Source organism: Treponema paraluiscuniculi Cuniculi A (genome assembly GCF_000217655.1).
In the GTDB taxonomy this organism is placed as follows: Bacteria; Spirochaetota; Spirochaetia; order Treponematales; family Treponemataceae; genus Treponema; species Treponema pallidum.
In genome coordinates this window covers 582,464-599,708 of record NC_015714.1, presented here as the reverse complement: position 1 = coordinate 599,708, position 17,245 = coordinate 582,464, and the positions used below count along the sequence as shown (strand labels likewise).

General features: G+C 54.6%; 13 protein-coding genes and 1 tRNA gene. 10 read left to right on the top strand and 4 right to left on the bottom strand.

All coding sequences use genetic code 11. The features are described 5' to 3' along the window. Positions 1–105: 105 nt before the first annotated feature. Complete coding sequence (locus TPCCA_RS02725; protein WP_013945192.1) at positions 106–1,287, top strand: dicarboxylate/amino acid:cation symporter; 1,182 nt, start codon at positions 106–108, stop codon at positions 1,285–1,287. A 73-nt stretch (positions 1,288–1,360) separates the two neighbouring features. On the opposite strand, the gene TPCCA_RS02720 is transcribed toward TPCCA_RS02725, so the two are convergent. Beyond that, positions 1,361–2,029, bottom strand: a complete 669-nt coding sequence (locus TPCCA_RS02720; protein WP_320341452.1) for an HAD family hydrolase — start codon at positions 2,027–2,029, stop codon at positions 1,361–1,363. 34 nt (positions 2,030–2,063) lie between these two features. Beyond that, the gene (locus TPCCA_RS02715; RefSeq protein WP_010882000.1) at positions 2,064–3,275 is read right to left on the bottom strand and encodes an AI-2E family transporter; all 1,212 of its coding nucleotides are present in this window, start codon (positions 3,273–3,275) and stop codon (positions 2,064–2,066) included. Positions 3,276–3,371: 96 nt separating this feature from the next. On the opposite strand from TPCCA_RS02715, the gene TPCCA_RS02710 reads away from it, so the two are divergent. The 4 genes from TPCCA_RS02710 (at position 3,372) to mnmE (ending at position 6,644) form a co-directional block, all read left to right on the top strand. Beyond that, positions 3,372–3,443 (top strand) — tRNA-Cys (locus TPCCA_RS02710). Positions 3,444–3,518: 75 nt separating this feature from the next. Next, the gene (locus tag TPCCA_RS02705) at positions 3,519–4,052 is read left to right on the top strand and encodes a hypothetical protein (protein ID WP_010881999.1); all 534 of its coding nucleotides are present in this window, start codon (positions 3,519–3,521) and stop codon (positions 4,050–4,052) included. 12 nt (positions 4,053–4,064) lie between these two features. Then, the gene (locus TPCCA_RS02700) at positions 4,065–5,153 is read left to right on the top strand and encodes a phosphatase PAP2 family protein (RefSeq protein WP_013945190.1); all 1,089 of its coding nucleotides are present in this window, start codon (positions 4,065–4,067) and stop codon (positions 5,151–5,153) included. Between the two features lie 3 nt (positions 5,154–5,156). Continuing rightward, the gene (gene mnmE, locus TPCCA_RS02695) at positions 5,157–6,644 is read left to right on the top strand and encodes a tRNA uridine-5-carboxymethylaminomethyl(34) synthesis GTPase MnmE (protein ID WP_013945189.1); all 1,488 of its coding nucleotides are present in this window, start codon (positions 5,157–5,159) and stop codon (positions 6,642–6,644) included. 40 nt (positions 6,645–6,684) lie between these two features. Here the strand turns inward: mnmE and TPCCA_RS02690 are convergent, their stop codons facing one another. Beyond that, positions 6,685–9,129, bottom strand: coding sequence for an ATP-dependent Clp protease ATP-binding subunit (locus TPCCA_RS02690; RefSeq protein WP_013945188.1), 2,445 nt, complete (start codon positions 9,127–9,129; stop codon positions 6,685–6,687). Positions 9,130–9,278: 149 nt separating this feature from the next. Then, positions 9,279–10,568, bottom strand: a complete 1,290-nt coding sequence (locus TPCCA_RS02685; RefSeq protein WP_245522076.1) for a UPF0164 family protein — start codon at positions 10,566–10,568, stop codon at positions 9,279–9,281. A gap of 163 nt (positions 10,569–10,731) precedes the next feature. On the opposite strand from TPCCA_RS02685, the gene ispH reads away from it, so the two are divergent. The 5 genes from ispH to ruvA are packed head-to-tail and all read left to right on the top strand — an operon-like array spanning position 10,732 to position 17,244. After that, complete coding sequence (gene ispH, locus TPCCA_RS02680; RefSeq protein ID WP_013945185.1) at positions 10,732–11,862, top strand: 4-hydroxy-3-methylbut-2-enyl diphosphate reductase; 1,131 nt, start codon at positions 10,732–10,734, stop codon at positions 11,860–11,862. After that, a complete protein-coding gene (locus TPCCA_RS02675) occupies positions 11,859–13,574 on the top strand; it encodes a S1C family serine protease (RefSeq protein ID WP_013945184.1) in 1,716 nt (571 codons plus the stop codon). The genes ispH and TPCCA_RS02675 overlap by 4 nt, the downstream gene beginning before the upstream one ends. A gap of 14 nt (positions 13,575–13,588) precedes the next feature. Then, on the top strand, positions 13,589–14,620 hold the full coding sequence (locus tag TPCCA_RS02670; protein ID WP_013945183.1) for a galactose ABC transporter substrate-binding protein: 1,032 nt from the start codon (positions 13,589–13,591) through the stop codon (positions 14,618–14,620). A 24-nt stretch (positions 14,621–14,644) separates the two neighbouring features. Next, positions 14,645–16,519: an endonuclease/exonuclease/phosphatase family protein gene (locus TPCCA_RS02665; protein ID WP_013945182.1), complete on the top strand. Its 1,875-nt coding sequence runs from the start codon at positions 14,645–14,647 to the stop codon at positions 16,517–16,519. A 41-nt stretch (positions 16,520–16,560) separates the two neighbouring features. Then, a complete protein-coding gene (gene ruvA, locus TPCCA_RS02660; protein ID WP_013945181.1) occupies positions 16,561–17,244 on the top strand; it encodes a Holliday junction branch migration protein RuvA in 684 nt (227 codons plus the stop codon). The last annotated feature ends 1 nt before the right edge of the window (position 17,245 follow it).

The following is a 17,245-nucleotide window of genomic DNA, read 5'->3' as shown; positions in this document are numbered from 1 at the left end:
TGCCTCGCCTTCGAGGTTGGTTCTATGACATAAAAAGACCGCTGACCTGTTATCAGAGGATAGTCTTTTTGGTATACTTCCGGCGCGTGTGCGGAGGAGGGCGCTATGGCCGGGAGTGCGGGGTTTTGGCTGCTTGCAAAGCTCAGTGGGGGGATGGTCTGTGGCGTTGCGCTCGGGCTGTGCGTTAATGAGTCGGTCATGGCCATTGTCCACACGGGGAAAACGCTTATCGGCGGGGTTGTTTTTTTTGTTATTCCCCTAGTTATTTTCGGTTTTATTGCCCCTACTGTCCTGAGTCTGAAAGCGAGTGCCGGTAGGATGCTAGGCTCGTTTCTGGTACTTTCCTATCTCTCTTCGGTGGGTGCTTCCCTTTTTGCCACCGCGATGGGGCGTGTTGTTATCCCGTATCTTCGGATCCCGCGCACGGTAGAGGGTTTGCGTACAATCCCTAAGGTTATCTTTACCCTTGAGATTCCGTCTCTTATGCCCGTGGTCACTGCACTTGCTTTTGCTCTCTTGGTGGGGCTGTCTGCCCTCTGGGTAAAAGCACGTGCGGTGGAGCAGGTGCTGTATGAATTTCGTCGCATGATGGGTGAAGCTATTAGCCGAGTGTTGGTGCCGCTGCTTCCCTTTTTTGTGGCGGCTACCTTCGCAGAACTTGCGTACAGCGGGAGTTTAACTCGTCAGCTGCCGCTTTTTGCCAAAGTGGTAGCGGTCGTCATTGTGGGTCATCTCCTGTGGCTGTGCGTGTTGTACCTGGTGGGGTGGATACTGTCACGCAAAAATCCGTTCGAGGTACTTCGTCATTATGGAGCGGCGTATGCAACTGCGCTGGGCACGATGTCGAGTGCAGCAACACTGCCGGTTTCGTTACAATGTGCGCACAAGTCACGGGCACTGCCTGCGGAAATTGTGGATTTTGCGATCCCGCTGGGTGCAACCACACATCTGTGCGGGTCTGTTCTGACGGAGACCTTTTTTTGTCTAACGATAGCGCAGATGTTGTACGGGTCCATGCCCTCTCTTGCAGATATGGTGCTGTTCTCCTGTTTGTTCGGCATTTTTGCCGTAGGTGCGCCGGGGGTTCCAGGGGGTACGGTGCTTGCGTCGCTCGGGCTGGTGCTTGATGTGTTGCACTTTGATACCACAGGAACCGGTTTGCTCATTGCGATATTTGCTTTGCAAGACAGTTTTGGGACTGCGTGTAACATCACTGGGGATGGCGCCCTGGCACTGATGCTGCGTGGACTTCGCTATACCCCTGCGGGCGAACTGCGTTGGGCGTGAAGAGAAGTAGCGGCTCGTGCCCTGCAGGGATCCGGAAGCGTCGTGCGCTCCGTCTGAGTTTGTACCCGCGAGTCTAGAAAGAAAGGTGCTGGAGTAACTCGGCGGGCGTCCTGATAAGCACGTGGGCTTGCGCCTGGGATAGCTCTGTCGCGTCTCGAAAGCCCCAGAGCACTCCCACGCTGCGCACTTGCGCTGCGGACGCGGTGCGTATATCCACGGCGGTGTCTCCGACGAAAAGCGCCTCCGCCGTCTCCACGTTTAGGGTACGCAGGATCTCAAAAAGCCCAGCAGGATCTGGTTTTACGGGTACGCCTTCGCGTTGGCCAAGCACCACTGAGAAAACATTGTCCCCAAAAAAAGCAGACGCTACCTTCTGCGCGATAGAATGTGGCTTGTTGGAGAGAATGGCGAGTTCTATGCGGCGTCGCTTCAACTCCACAAGCATCTCAGGAACCCCCGGATATACAGTACAGCGTTGGAGAAAGTCTGCCTCATACGCGAGGCAGTAGCGCTGTAAAAATTCATCCTCAGAAATAGTCTGAGCTGCAGCGCCGTAATGAGCAAGCACGCGCTGAATCAGTGCGCGCGAACCATCTCCTAAAAACAGCGCAAACTTTTCAGAGGGAATTGGGGGTAAATGGTAATGGGCAGCCTGCATATTGACGAAGTAGGCAATGGTCTCCAGCGTATTCGTTAGCGTTCCATCAAGATCGAATATACACGCGCGCGTCATGGGCCGCATGGTAATAAAAAGGGCGCCGAGCAGCAAGATATCCCTATTTTTTTCCTTGTCTGTGTATCGACTGCGCGTGCACACCTGCAGCAGGGGGGTCGTGGAAAATAGACGTGTAGTGAGACTCCCCGTCGTGCGTCAAGTCGATAACCGTGAACAGCAGGATAACCAAAATAGGACCGAGCACCATACCGTTAAAGCCGAACGTCTGCACCCCACCGAGCATAGAGAAAAAAATAAGCAATGGATGGATGCGCATTTTATTTTGCAGCAACAACGGGCGCAAGAAACTGTCGATGATAGTGATTGAACTTCCAGCGACAAACAAGAAAAGGGTGCCGCGCATCCACCCGCTCGTAAATCCAATGCTAATTCCCACTGGGAGCCACACGCAGGCGCAGCCGACCAGTGGTAAGAATGAGGCGAAGAAGGTGAGCATTGCTAAAGCCATCGGTCCTTCCACGCGGAAGATTCCGTAGAACACAAATGCAACGCAGGTCTGATAAAAAGCAATGGAGAATAGACCTTTGAATAAATGACGCGTTGCCTCTTTGCATTTTTCTAACAACTGTGCGCTTGCGCGCTTCCTCAAGGGTAGTGCAGCAATGAGCAGACAGGACAAATGTTCCCCATCGAGAAAGAAAAAGTATAGGGTAAAACTAAAGAACAACGTGGAAAGGGCTGCGCGAGCGATGTTTTTGACAAAAATTTGTGTATACACAAACACCGATTCTACATGCTTGCCGAAGAACCGTAGCAGATGCTCCTCCACATTGAGGGTAGAGATATCAACCGTTCCTCGGGAAAGTTTAAAAATAAGCGCGGTAAAGCTCCGTTGCTTTGCACCTTCAAATAGATCGTATTCCCTGAAGAAGAGCGAAAGTTTGTCAAACAAGAGCTTTCCCTGTCCAAACAAACTAATTGCAATGAAAAAAAATACAGTGGTCACCAGAAGGGTAATCACAAGTGAAAATACCGCTGCGAGCATCTTTTTTTGAAAGCGCGTCGCTCGGGTAATCGCCGCGGTACATCCATCCTCTCCATTCATGTGAGAAACGAGATGTCGAGTACGCGTAAAAGCGTGCATATCTATTCTTGCACACAGTGCGCGATAACACGGTGAAAGCAGGATAGCAAGGATGCTCGACCAGAGAAGCACCGTTAGGTAGGGTACGAACAGCATGCACACGAGTACAAACATGAGCGCGAGGAGCACGAAGAGCGAGATAGTTTGTGCGGGTGACTGTTTTTCCATGGTAATCCCCTTTGCGCAAGGTCACAGCGTGCCTGGAGTATCGGTTGGTTTACCCTTGAACGATTGCGTCTTTTTTTGTTAGCCTGAGGGGTCCTCGGCGCCGTGCCCAAGTGGTAAGGGAGAGGTCTGCAAAACCTTTATGCATCAGTTCGATTCTGATCGGCGCCTTCGTTCGGCCTGCGCGTGTCTTGGCGGGTGCTTCTCTCTTTTCCCAGTTTTGTATTGTCACGGAGTTTGCGTTACATGCAGTCCTTGGAGCCGTTGATCACTAAGCAACTGAGACCTGCGCCCGTTGGGGTTCCTGAGGGAACCCCGCAGCAGGTTCTGTACGTGCTAACGTGGTCGGCACTCACCCAGGTGGACAAGTATCGCATTTCTACTGCGGTACCTGCAGTGTCAGGTGTGTACGAGTTGTACTACATGGATGAAGCGCGCGCGCTTAATCTCCTGACTGCGGCGCACGCGTGGTATGGGGGATTGCGGGGAAATGTACGCGCAGCAGTTGACCCGCATGAGACAGCAGATCCAGCGCGCAGAGCGCTGCTTACCGATGCAACGCTCTACTACCGTTACTCGGTTTCGCATTCGCGCGACGATATGTGCGATCTTGTGTGGTTTTTGCACACGCAGTATTTTCCTGGCAGCGTACGTGTGCAGCATTCAGGGCGCTACAGCGCCATTTTTGTGCAGGAGCGCGCTCCGGATAGAGTTTATTGGCTTGAGGATCTGCCGCACAGGACGGAGCGCGGATCGATGCAGACGCGCGTGTCAAAGTGAGGATAGGACACTATGGAAGAATTTATATTCTGGAACTTGTCCGTCATACACGCGGTGCAGCAGGCTGCGCACCCTGTGATAACACACGCAGTTGTTCTTTTTACCTTCTTTGGAGGGAAGGGTATCGCCCTGTGTTCGCTCTGGGTGCTGTGGTGCGTAGAGTACCGAAAGGGTTTAGCCATTGCCTACGCATTGGCATGTAGCGAGGGGCTCAATTACGCCCTGAAGGGGCTGTTGCGTGTTCCGCGGCCCTTTGTGCGTGACCCATCGGTGAAACTTGTGTTCCACGATGGTTTTTCTACGCCCTCCGGGCATGCACAGGCGAGTGCTTTGTTTGTGTTGCTCGCGCGTAGCTATCCGTCTGCGAAGACTCCTGTTCCCTGCTTTTGTGCGCCAGGTTGTGGAACCGATAGGCAGGTAGGGGATCGGGAGAACCCGTCGTCTTATGGACAGGAGCGTACCCCGCTGGCGCACACCGCGTGGACGAGCGTGGCGGGCGTGCTATTTGTAGGAGTCATTGGGATTTCTCGTGTGTATTTGGGCGTGCACTATCCTATTGATGTGCTTCTTGGTTGGTTAAACGCAGTACTTTTTGGCGCGCTGGTTCTCGGTATGCGGCGCGCGCTCAGGCGTGGGGTTGTGTTCTTTACGCGCGTACAGGAGGTCTCAGGACGCAGTCTGGCGGGGTTGCGCTTTTCTGCCGTGGTGTGCATAGCACTCTTGCTAGCTGTCGGTGGGGCGGATGTGTCGATGTGTGGTGCATTCTGCGGGTTAGGAGCAGGGCACCTCTTTATCTTTGATCGTTGGGTTACGCGCAGGACGCCTGCAGGCGGCGTGGGGTTTCATGCTGCTGGGGGGTCTTTCACCCAGAAGGTGGTGCGCTTTTGCGTAGGGTGTGTGTTCTGTAGTGTGGTGTCTTCTGCGCTTCATGCACTGTTCTCGGGTGCGCCCGCTGAGTATGCACGCCTGTTGCGTTTTGTGCGTTATGGTATAGGAGCTTCCCTGAGTACGGGAGTGGTGCCGCTGCTTTTTCTCCGTGTGGGACTTGCAGGCGGCTTGTCTTTTCACGCACCTGCGCCCACGGCCGTAAGGGAACGGTAGCTGATGCGCGCACATGAGTATGCGCTCGACGATGACATCGTCGCCATTGCCACGGCGCTCAGTCCTGCCGCGTTAGGTATTGTCCGCACGAGTGGGAGCAGCTCCATTGAGCGTGTTGCGTCCTTTTTTTCTCGTGCGCAGGCTCTGATGCGCGCACGTGCGCATACGTTTCTCCACGGATGGATTTTGGACGGAAAGACACGGGTGGATGAGGTAGTACTGCTGGTGTACCGCGCACCGCACAGTTTTACGGGAGAACATGCGGTAGAAATTATTTGTCATGGGGGCGTGCGTACCGTACAGGCTGTGTATCGGCTCTGTCTTGCGCAGGGGTTTCGTGCCGCCCAGCGAGGTGAATTTAGTTTTCGTTCATTCTTTCATGGTAAAAGGGATTTGACGCGTATTGAGGCGATTCAGTCACTGGTTGATGCACGCACGTGTGCGGCGCAGCAGCAAGCGGTGTTGCACCTTTCAGGTGCGCTTCAGAAGGAGATAGCAGCGCTTACCCGTGCGTTGCTTGCGTTTTCAGCTACGCTTCAGGGGGAAATTGAGTATCCGGAAGATGAAGAAACGCGTGTGCACGATGTTGATATGCGTGAACTTGAACCGTTGGTAGAACGTCTGCGCAGGCTCCGTGCCTGCTGGCAGGAGCGTGCGCTGCAGCGAACGGGAGTGCGCATCGTGCTCGGCGGTTGTCCAAATGCGGGTAAATCATCTCTTTTCAACGCTCTTTTAGGACAGGATCGTGCCATCGTTTCGTCCGTTCCGGGTACAACGCGCGATTGGCTCGAAGCAGACCTTGATCTATCGGGCATTCCAGTGCGTCTGTGTGATACGGCAGGCTTACGAGTAACTGACAATCCTATTGAGGCACAGGGAGTGGTACGCAGCGAGCAACTCTTGCAGGGAGCAGATTGCGTTTTTTACATTATTAATGGACGTGCAGGTGTGCAGGCTGCAGATTGCGCTTTTCTTTCGGACTGTGCAGTACCCTTGGTAGTGGTAGTTACCCATCACGATTTGATGTCTATGTCTGAGCGCACACAGGTGTGTCAGGCAGTGCAGTCGTTTGTATCGGCACCGGTATTGTCGTGTGCACGCAGTCAGGACGAGCGCGGGGCGGGGGAGCAGTGTTTAGCAGGCGGAAAGAACGAGGAGGTGAGGGATCGTGCGCCGCGCGCATTCGTGTGTGTAAGCGCAAAGACTCACGCGGGGTTGGACGCGCTCCGTGCACAGACACTCCACCTGCTGCACGGCGGTCAGGTGCCGTACGAGGAGCTTTCTCTTGGCTCAGAACGCCAGTACGTGTTGGTAGACGCTGCAGTGCAGGCGTTGGAGCATGCACAGGAGGCGTATGCACGTGGGTTCGGGTTGGATGCAGTGGTGCATGATCTGGAAGAGGCGCTCTATCATTGTGGGGCGCTTACTGGGGAAGTGCACAGCGAAGATATCCTAGATGCGCTGTTTGAGAAGCTCTGTGTGGGAAAGTGACCTGCAGGTACGGGAGATGCGGGCGCGTGTGACTGATTAGTTATATTTCTTGGGGATGCAGCGTCAGGTAACTTTTTTCGGTAGAAAGGTGGAGGCGCACGCCGTCTGAGTCTATGTGCACGCACGATCCTGCGCGCAACGTTCCGTGAATCATGCGCAGCGCAAGCTCATTTTCAATTTCTTGCTGCAATACGCGGCGCAGGGGGCGTGCGCCCAAGAATGGGTCAAAGCCGTGTTCAAGACAGTAGGCCTTTGCAGCCGCGCTGTAGCGCAGCACAATATCTTTACCGCGTAGGCGTTCTGCGAGCTTTTTCAGTTCGCATTCTAAAATTTCCTGCAGGGTCTCTCGCTCAAGCGGAGCAAACACTACGCACTCGTCAACGCGATTGAGAAACTCCGGAGAGAAGATGCGTTTTATTTCCCGGAGGGCCTGTACGCGCAGCTGACGGTACTCGATGTTTCGCGCGCGTGCGGTTTGAAAGCCAGGAACGTTTTCCCCCAGGCCGCGTGTGCCTGCATTGCTGGTCATGATGATGATAGTGTTGCGGAAGTTCACCGTGTGCCCCAGGTTGTCTTGCAGCTCTCCTTCTTCTAACACCTGGAGGAGAACATTGAAGACATCTGGATGCGCCTTTTCAATTTCATCCAGAAGGATGACAGAAAAAGGGCGGTGCCGTACGCGCTCGGTAAGTAGACCGCCATTTTCAAATCCCACGTATCCAGGCGGTGCTCCCATGAGGCGTGAGGTGTTGTAGCGTTCCATGTAGTCGCTCATGTCAATGCGGATGAGCGCGTCTGCTGAACCGAAAAGAAATTCCGCGAGTGTCTTTGCCAAAAGCGTTTTGCCTACACCGGTCGGTCCAAGAAACAGGAAGGAGCCAATTGGGCGCGTGTCTGAAGAGATGCCGACACGCGCGCGTACGATGGCGCGCGCGAGCGTTGCAATGGCCTCGCGCTGCCCACGCACGGTGGCACAAAGATCCCGTTCGATATTGGTAAAGCGGCACAGCTCGTCCCCTTCGAGCGAATGTACCGGGATATCGGTCATGAGAGAGACAGCCTGTGCAACATCTTCTGCAAAGATAGACAGCGCTTCGCGCGCGCTCCACTCTACCTTCAGCGCGTGGAGCCGTCTGCGCAGCTGCACTACATCGGTGTGTAAAGAACGCGCGCGCGCCCAATCTTCAAGCGCAATGGCGCGCTCAGTATCTGTGGTAAGATTAGCAACTCTTATGGAAAAGGAACGCAATACCTGCGTATCTGCGCGCTGTTGTACCCGTTTCATGGCTCCTACTTCATCCATAAGATCAATTGCCTTATCTGGAAAGAACCGCTCAGGGATGTAGCGCCGTGAAAGCTCAACAATTTTTTCAAGCGCATCGCTTTGGTATATCACCTGGTGATGTCGTTCGTAGTGTGATTTTATTTTGCGTAAAATAGTGCAGGTTTCTTCAAAGCTCGGTTCACGCACGAGCACCGATCGGAATCGGCGGGTGAGAGCTGCGTCTTTTTCAAAGTAACGGCGATACTCTGCCAGGGTTGTTGCCCCAATGCACTGGATTTGTCCGCGTGCAAGGGCCGGCTTGAGCATGTTGGCGGCGTCCAAAGACCCCTGCGTGCCTCCTGCTCCGATGAGTGTGTGCAGCTCATCGATGAAAAGGATGACTTTTTCAGCTTCTTCCACCTCCTTAATAATGCGTTTGAGCCGCTCCTCAAACTGGCCGCGGTACTTTGTTCCTGCTATGACGGCGGCAAGGTCTAGGGAAACGACGCGGGTGTGCAGCAGGATGTGCGGGACCTCCTCCCGAACGATGGCGTACGCGAGCCCCTCAACGATGGAAGTTTTCCCGACACCTGGTTCTCCGATGAGCACCGGGTTATTTTTTCCTCTCCGGCACAGGATTTGAATGACGCGGGTAATTTCTTTGTTTCGTCCGATGACCGGATTGAGGGCGCCGGCGCGCGCGCGTTCGGTAAGGTCGGTGCCGTATTCGTCAAGGACGCTTGCAACTTTCCGCTCGAGCCGGGTGCGGGTGGTATCAGAATGAGGTGAGGATATAATGCTCGCGTTTCGCAGGTCATCGAGCGAGAGTCCTTCTCGGATGAGGCTTTGGAAGAGAGGATTTTGCTCCTCTCGGGCAAAGGCGATAACGAGGTGTTCGGTACCGATGTAAGCGCACCGCAGGGAGCGCGCTTCCATTGCTGCGATGTCGAGCAAGTGTTTGACGCGTCCTGAGACGGGCAGGTCCTGGGGACTGGCGACGTCTCCCTCATTGGTAAGGACGTGTTGCTCGAGGATGAGGCGGACGGTAGCGACATCTTCGATGAGTTTTTCGATGAGCTTGTAGCCGCGGCCTACTTTGTGCTGAATGAGGGCGAGCAGAATGTGCTCTGGCTGAAGGAGCGAGGCGCGAGCTTCACGCGCAACGGTCTGACCGAGCTCGAGCAGTACCTTACGGGCATTTGCGGATAGGTCCTGTAACACGGGGCCCTCCCTGCGACGGTGGCGGGGAGTGTAGCGCATGTGTGCGGGGAACGTAAAGAGCGCGCGTGTTCCCGGAGCCACAGGGTGAGAAACGCTCCTGCGCGCGCTGGAGCGCGGCGTGGAGCAAAGCAGGGGTGCGCCACGGCAGGCTAGTTGAGAATATCAAAGAGAGAAAGCTTTTCGTGTAGTTTTAAAAAGCGTCGTGCGTGCTCGATGCCTTCAGCAGCCGGTTCAAAGCCCGGATCCTGGCGCAGCGTCAGCTGCCACGCAGTAATTGCTTCTTGGTAGCGCCGCTGGTCATAAAAGCGCAGCCCCACTAGATAGGACTCTTTGACCAAGAGGGCCTGATCCGCCTGGGTTCCGCCGTTGGGTATGAGCCACTTCAGCCCTACTGACACGTGGTGTGGGAGGGTGACTTGGAAAATCCGGTCGTACCGGTAGCCCATGTCGAGGTGGAAGGAGCCAATGCGGATTTCTGCGCCGCCTGAGAGGGCGTAGCCCGTTCCTTTACACGCAGCAGAGGCGAGGAGGGTAACGCGATGGGTACAAAAAAGCATGAACCCAACACTGCACACCGGCGGCTCCATTTTGTTGAGGGTTTGCTGCAGCCCGAGACTTAACAAAAACGCATACACCGGCCGGTAGGCAAAGCCGACGGAAACGGCCGGATCGAGTGATTCGACTTTGTTATCTTCTATCTTTACCGAGATCCCAGCATTTTTGAGCACCAACCCCACGTGCATGTTCGGCTCATTTGAGCCAAAGTTCTTTGCCACAGAAAAGGCAGCGCGCAGGCCCAAGTCACCCGCGACGGTCACATGTTTGTTGGTATTGCCCTTGCGGAATCCCATCTTGAAATTGCAGCCAAAGCTTACGCCCTTAAAGCGATACTGGCCACAGAAGGTGTGAGACGCATTGGCTATTGCTACGAAGCCTGCTCCCTGTTTGCCTCCACCTTTGCCTCCACCTTTGCCTCCACCTTTGCCTCCACCTTTGCCTCCACCTTTGCCTCCACAGAAGGACTTGAGATCTGACTCAGAAGAGAAGGCGCGCACGGAGGCGCCGTAGCCGGTGTTCTGCGTACGTCGCGCAAACGAAACCGTCTCGGTGTGTGAGTCCTGGATCTGCGAGTGGTGGAACAGAGCAACTTCCCCGCGGCTGAGCCCGGCGCTGCCGGCAGGGTTGGCTTCAAAGAAGCTGGCGTCATCTGCCAGCGCTGTAAAGCTCACCCCGAGGTATTCGTAGCGACCGCCAGATGGAATGAGGAACTGGAGAAAGCTTTCCCTGCCGGGGTGGCTTCCACCACCGCGTGCGGCCACTGCCACCTGCACACCAAGGCCGCTCGACAGGACCGGTAAGAGCGCAAAGGCAAGAAACGCGGCGCAGCGCCGACCTGAGGCTCCCAGAGCCGGGCTCTTGCGCACCGAACACGATATCATAGGGACCACGCCATTCTGACGCATTCGCGCAGGAAAAGCAACGTGTCTTTTTCAAAATAAAAGAAGAAGAACTCACCACCACGCCGCGCCCTTGCATGACCTGGGTGCCTTTGGTACACTCGGCGCGCCAATTTTCGTCCGGTTTAGTGCCCCAGTGAGTGATATGAGAAAGGTCAATTGCATTAAGGTTATCACGCGCGCCCACACCCTCGGCTACTGCGGCGGGGTGCGTATGGCGGTGCGCATGGCAGAGCACGCCCGCGCCCACCACCGCGGGAGCGTCTACACGCTCGGTCCACTCGTCCACAATCCCGTGACGCTCGCCCGTTTGCGCGCGCATGGCATTGAGTGTCTGGATCCTGCTCATCTATCTTTTGCGCTGCACGCTCCTGCGGCACCGGGCGCAGCGCCGCATGCAGCGGAAGAAAAGACGGAGCGTACCGTGGTGATTAGAGCGCATGGCGTGGCACCTGAGGTGTATGAGGCCCTCGAGCGTTCCGGAGCGCAGGTGGTGGACGCCACCTGCCCGCGAGTTAAGGAAAGTCAGCGGCGTGCTCAGGGTTTTGCCGCGCAGGGACTGCACGTTATTCTCGCCGGGGACCGCAATCATGGGGAAATCGTTGGCATCGAGGGGTATGTGCGCGCGGGAGCTGCGCAGGCGTGCAGCCACTTGCCGGGCGGCGCACCAGACGGCATGCTGCCACAGGTGCAGTGCTTTGTGGTGCAAAACGCGCGTGAGGCTGCCGCGTTGCCGTGTTTAGCGCGTGCAGCGCTCCTTGCCCAAACTACCATTACACAGGGTGAATACGACGCGATCGCCGCTGCGGCGCGTACCCGTGTGCGGGAATTGACGGTAGCGCGTACTATCTGCGCGGCAACTGCGCGCAGACAGGCGGCGCTGCGTGCTCTTGCGCCCACGGTGGAAGCGCTCCTGGTGATCGGCGGCGCACACTCGGCAAATACTCAGCGTCTACTCCACACCGCGCGCGAAACGTCGCTGCCTACGTGGCTGGTGGAGCGTGTAGAAGATATTCCCCCCGATATCTATGCCTTCAGTGCGGTGGGCATCAGTGCAGGGGCTTCCACCCCAGACTGTGTTATCGCTGCTGTGGAGCAGGCGCTGCGCACGGGCGGCGCGCCTGTCGCTTCTCGGGTGTCTTCCTCTGCTCTGCCCAAGGTGAGTACCTGCAGGGCTGTTTGTGCGGCGGCTACTTCTTCCGTTGGTTCAGCGGGTGCATCCGGCGCGGTGTCGCCCGGTGCTGTCCGACCTTTTGCTGCAGGCTCCGTGCGGTGAAAACCGCTTCCCTTTGTCTGCGAAGTGCATGGCTGAACGTTGCGCTCGGCGGGGTGCTGGGTGTCCTTTCCGGTTGTCGTGTCTTCGACGAAAGGGCGGATGTGCGCGTCGACCGTACGGGAAAAGAATACCTCGATGCACAGGTTGCGTGTGCAAAAGAGGAACTGCGCGCGCGTCCTCTGCGGGCGCTTATGTGTGCAATTGCGCTCAAAAGAAATGCCCCAGCACATCAGAAGGTGGATCAGCTGTATGCCCAGGCGCTTGCGCGCGTCAAAGAGGCGTTTCACCATTCGGTGGAGAAACAGAAGTGGTCGGAGGCACTTGTGTTTTTTCGTTCCCTCTCGGCACTTCGCATTCCGCTGAAGGACTGGACGGAGCGATCGCTGCATCGTGCGCAAATTGAACAGTGGAAAAAGGAGGGTGCGCACGTATTGGTTGCGGCGCAAGAAAAGCGCGCCGGAACTTCTGCTGCGCGGAGTCCGGCAGCCATGATAAAGGGGACGGTCACCATTTTGGTAGATCGAGGAATCCGCGTAGAGCACGGACGCGGGTTTGCAGATCGAGTTATTGGGTCAGGTTTTTTCATCGACAAGAGGGGCTATATCGTCACTAACTACCACGTTATCAGAAGCGAGGTAGATCCTGCGTACGAAGGGTATTCGCGTGCGTACATCAAGCTCCCCTCAGACAACACCGTGAAAGTTCCGGTGCGCGTTGTCGGGTGGGATGCGCTTGCAGATCTTGCATTGCTAAAAACAGAAATTACTCCTGAGGTGGTGTTTGGCTTAGGTTCCTCAAAGAATTTGGACGTGGGGAGTAAAATCTACGCGATAGGATCGCCTGCTGGGCTTGAACGAACGCTTACTTCTGGCATCGTGTCTGCGAAAAAGCGCAAACTGCTTTCAGTCGGTGGGGGAGTGCTGCAGATAGACGCATCCATTAATCGAGGGAATTCAGGCGGTCCAGTTATCGACGAGGAAGGGTGCGTTCAGGCAGTAGCGTTTGCAGGTGTGGAGCAGCATGCAGGGCTTAATTTTGCCATTCCTGTAGAATTGCTCAAGCAGGTGCTGCCAAGCTTGTACCGCGGGGGATTGGTGACGCATCCGTGGCTTGGTGCGTTTGGTGAAACACACCGTGTGTGGAAAAATGCTGGCGTCGGCGGTGTGCTTTCTTCGTACGTTATTCCTGGCAGTCCTCTCTCGTACGCAGGAATACCAGAAGGGGCAATTATTACCACGGTCAATGATGCATCCGTTTCTTGTGTAGCTGACTTACAGGCAGAGTTGGAAAAATACGTGCCCGAAACTATCGTCCGTCTTGCAGGGTACCGATTGCGGGACAAGAGCAAACTGCATGATCTGGCCGCCTATGAGCAGGATGAATGGTACTGCCAGTTAGGAGTACGGCCGGAACATCCTGCCCGGATCCTGTATAAGTACGACTTATCGTACCGAGCCTTCTTGCCCCTTTTTGGGATGCACTTGGCGCGCACCGGCACGCGCAACACCTACCGTGTGGAGTCACTGGTTCCTGGTAATTTTGCAGATGAGCATGGCTTTAGCACGTACGACGTAATAGAAATCCAAAACATATACATGATTGAGGCAAGTGAGGCGATTGTCGCAGACGTGTACGCTAAACGGCGCAAGGCCGGGTACATAGACACGTTCATGCGATTGGTGGCAGCACTGGATAATCCATCCTTTTTCTAATTTCTATATTCCTCTTGTGTGCACTTGGTGCGGGCGCGTGCAAGCGCAGCGAAAGGCCGACTATCGGAGTAGTCGTATATCAGTATGACAACACGCTCGTGGCGCGCCTGCGTCACATAATCTCTACGGTTGGCAAAAAACATGCTCGAATCCTCATCGTGGATAGTCAGGCATCGCAGAGTATTCAGAACAAGCACATCGATCAATTTATTGCGCGCGGCGTGCACGGTCTTGCGGTAAATCTTGTAGACCATCGTGCTGCGCGCACGGTTATCGAAAAGGCACAGCAGGCGCGCATTCCGCTAGTATTCTTCAATCGTATGCCTGACCTTTCTGATTTGAACCGGTATGCACGCGCCTATTACGTAGGCGTCAAGGACGACGAGCTTGGTTTGCCGCAAAGCAGACTGGTTGCGCAATATCTGGAACGTACACCAAGTGCAGATAAGAACGCCGACGGTATTATCCAATGCGTAGTGCTCAAAGGGGATCCTGATCATAAAAGCGGTGCTCGCTGTGCGCGGTATGTGTGTCAGGCGCTGAGAGAAATCGGATTAAAGGGTGAGATAATCGGGGAGGCTTTTGCGCTTGACAGTCGGGTGAAAGGACAGGCTGCGATGCACACGCTTATTCACACACACGGAGATCGCATTGAGGCAGTATTTGCGAATGACGATGACGCAGCGCTCGGCGCCATTGAAGCGTTGCAGAGTGCAGGTTTTTTTAAAGAAAATAAGCGTGTGCCGGTTGTGGGTATCGATGCTACTGCGTCTGCTTTGAAAGCTATTGAAGAGGATCTGATGCTCGGCACCGTCCTTAACGATGTCTCCAGTCAGGGGAAGGCTATTTTAAATCTTTTGTTTGCACTTATGGGTGATTCTGTCCCATCGATCCCCGCTGAAGACAGCACTGCGTTTACGCACGCAGGAAACGGATTGGCAGGACGCGCGGCAGTATTCGGTACGGCAGAAAAGCAGTGTGTGTGGATCCCCTACAAAGTTGTCACCAAAGAAAACTACCGTACTGTGCAAAATTACCTGCGCTGATACACTGCGCGTGAGGAGTGTCCTATGAGCGGTAAAGTAGCGGGAGCGTGTGTGGGGGTCATCTTTTGGATAGTGGGGACAGGATCATGGTGCAGTGCGGCGTCTGTTCCCCACTCAATCGGTGCGATCCAAGGGGAAGGACACCGTTCTGCCTATGAGGGTAAACACGTGCGTGATGTGCGTGGCGTGGTAACTGCTATTGCACGTTCGGGTAAACGCCCTATTGGTTTTTATTTTCAAGATCCGCATGGGGATGGCAATCCTAAAACGTCTGACGGCATTTTTGTGTATTGTGGTAAGGCTTTCCCTGATAGTTTGCGCGTGGGTGACTACGTGGCGGTGCTCGGTACTGTCAGCGAGTATATCTCAAAAGGCAATGCTCGGGATCTGAGCGTCACCCAGCTTGTTATCAAGCGCGCGCAGGATGTGCGAGTGCTAGCACATGGCAGGGAATTGCCTGAACCGGTGTTGATTTCGTATGCGCGGGTGTCTCAGCCGGTGTTTGTCAGCAACCTTGCAGACCTCGCACCGGATGCAGAGACTATTGATTTTTATGAAAGTGTGGAAGGGATGCGGGTTCAGATGGTGAATCCCACCGTTCCTGCTGTTGCGTATCGCTCTACGTATTACCTCCTACCGGGGGATACCCCTTCTACACGTTTGAATATGCACGGAGGATACGTGTATGAGCAAACCCATATACATCCTGTCCTTGCCTTTTGTCCCCGACGTATGTTTGACAGCCTTCCTGAAGTATTCAAAAGCGCCCCTCCTCTGCCTGGTGATTCCTTTGAAGGGACGGTGGTGGGGATCATGGGGTATTCGTCTTCTAGTTACCAATTAGAACTTGCTGAGCCGCTTCCCCCTTTGAGACGCTCAGGTTTTAGTCCTGAAGTTTCGACCATACAGTTCAACGCACGATTTTTGAATATAGCGAGTTATAATGTGGAGAATTTTTCTGCAGGGAATAAAGCAGACTCAGCGCGTGCGCGCGTCTTTGCGAAGCACTTTGTGAATGATCTTAAGGCGCCGGACGTTATTTGTCTTGTTGAGATACAGGATGACGATGGCGCAAAAAAACATCATCACTGTACGAGCGCACAGCACACGTTGGATTTACTGGTACGTGCAATGGCAGAGTTCAGCGCCGTTCGGTATAAAGCGGTGAATATCGATCCGCAGGATAATGCTCCTGCGGGCGTGCAATCGTTGGATGCCGATGGCGGACAACCGGGAGGAAATATTCGCTGTTGTTATTTGTACCGTACCGATCGTGTGCAGCTGGTGCAGGACCAGACAGGAAGCGCAGGAACAGGAACATTTCATTCGGTTGCCCAAATGGTGCGCGGGGGAAGACAGATGGTAAAAAATCCTGCGCGCATCGGAGTAGGGCAAGAAAGTTTTCAAAACACACGTAAATCTTTGGTGGCACATTTTCAGTTTGTATCAGGGGTGAATAAGGGGAAAGATTTTGTTGTGGTAACGAATCACTTTTCTTCAAAGCGAGGGGCTGACCCCGTTTGGGGTAGCACGCAACCTGCACAGGAACACTCCAAACGCAAGCGTATACAGCAGGCGGCGCAGGTTGCCGCTTTTGTTGCTGCGCTACGTCGCGAGCGTGCAGATCTTCCGGTGGTGGTGGCGGGAGATTTCAATGATTTTTGGTTTTCTGATGTTATTCAAAAATTCACCGCAGTGGGGATGCGCAGTGCGTTGGATCTCTTGCCGGAGACGGAGCGATATACCTATGTGCACCGCGGTTACTCGCAAACACTGGATAATATCCTGTCTGTAGGAGCGCGCACGGAGACTGCTGATATACTGCATATTAACGCAGAGCAGCCTGCTCGGGAACGCGTTTCTGATCACGATCCGGTCTTTGTGCAATTGTCATGGTAGCGTAGTGTTCGCTTCAGTGCGCCACACATAAAGAGGAGATAATGTTCGAAAGCATCAGCGGTATCTTGACGCTCCATGAGCGCGAGCGCCTCTGTGTTGAGGTGCATGGTATTGAATGGGAAATTGCAGTGTCCGCATACAGTAGTGCTGCGTTCGGTGAGGTTGGATCACACGTTAAAGTCTTTACCTGGTTGTATCACCGTGAAGATGCGCTTCGCCTCTTTGGTTTTTCGAATGTACAAGAGCGCACGCTCTTTCTCAGTCTTACAAAGGTAGAAGGTATTGGTCCAAAGCAGGCGCTCAAAGTTCTTTCGAGTATTAGCAGTCAGGCTTTGTGTGCAGCGCTTGATACAGAAGATTTATGTGCACTCCAGCGCATACCAGGCATTGGAAAAAAGACTGCACAGCGCATGCTCTTAGCGCTGAAAGGTACGCTCGCGCTAACCGACGCGGCTTCTTGTGCCCAGAGTCAGACAGATGATCGTGCTGCACATTCGAGCAATCTTGGGTGTGCTCCCCATGCGAGGGAAATTGAGGATCTAGTAACTGCTCTTGTACAGATGGGATACGACAGGAAAATGGCGGCGGAGGTGATCGCACAGGAGAGCGCTGCGTTGTGCAGTGTGGGGCGTTCACTGTATGAAGAAGAAGCGACGGTTCTTAAACGTGCTATTCTTGCGTTGAGTATTGCGCATCCACACGCGGTCGCGCCTGCTGCAGAGTGAG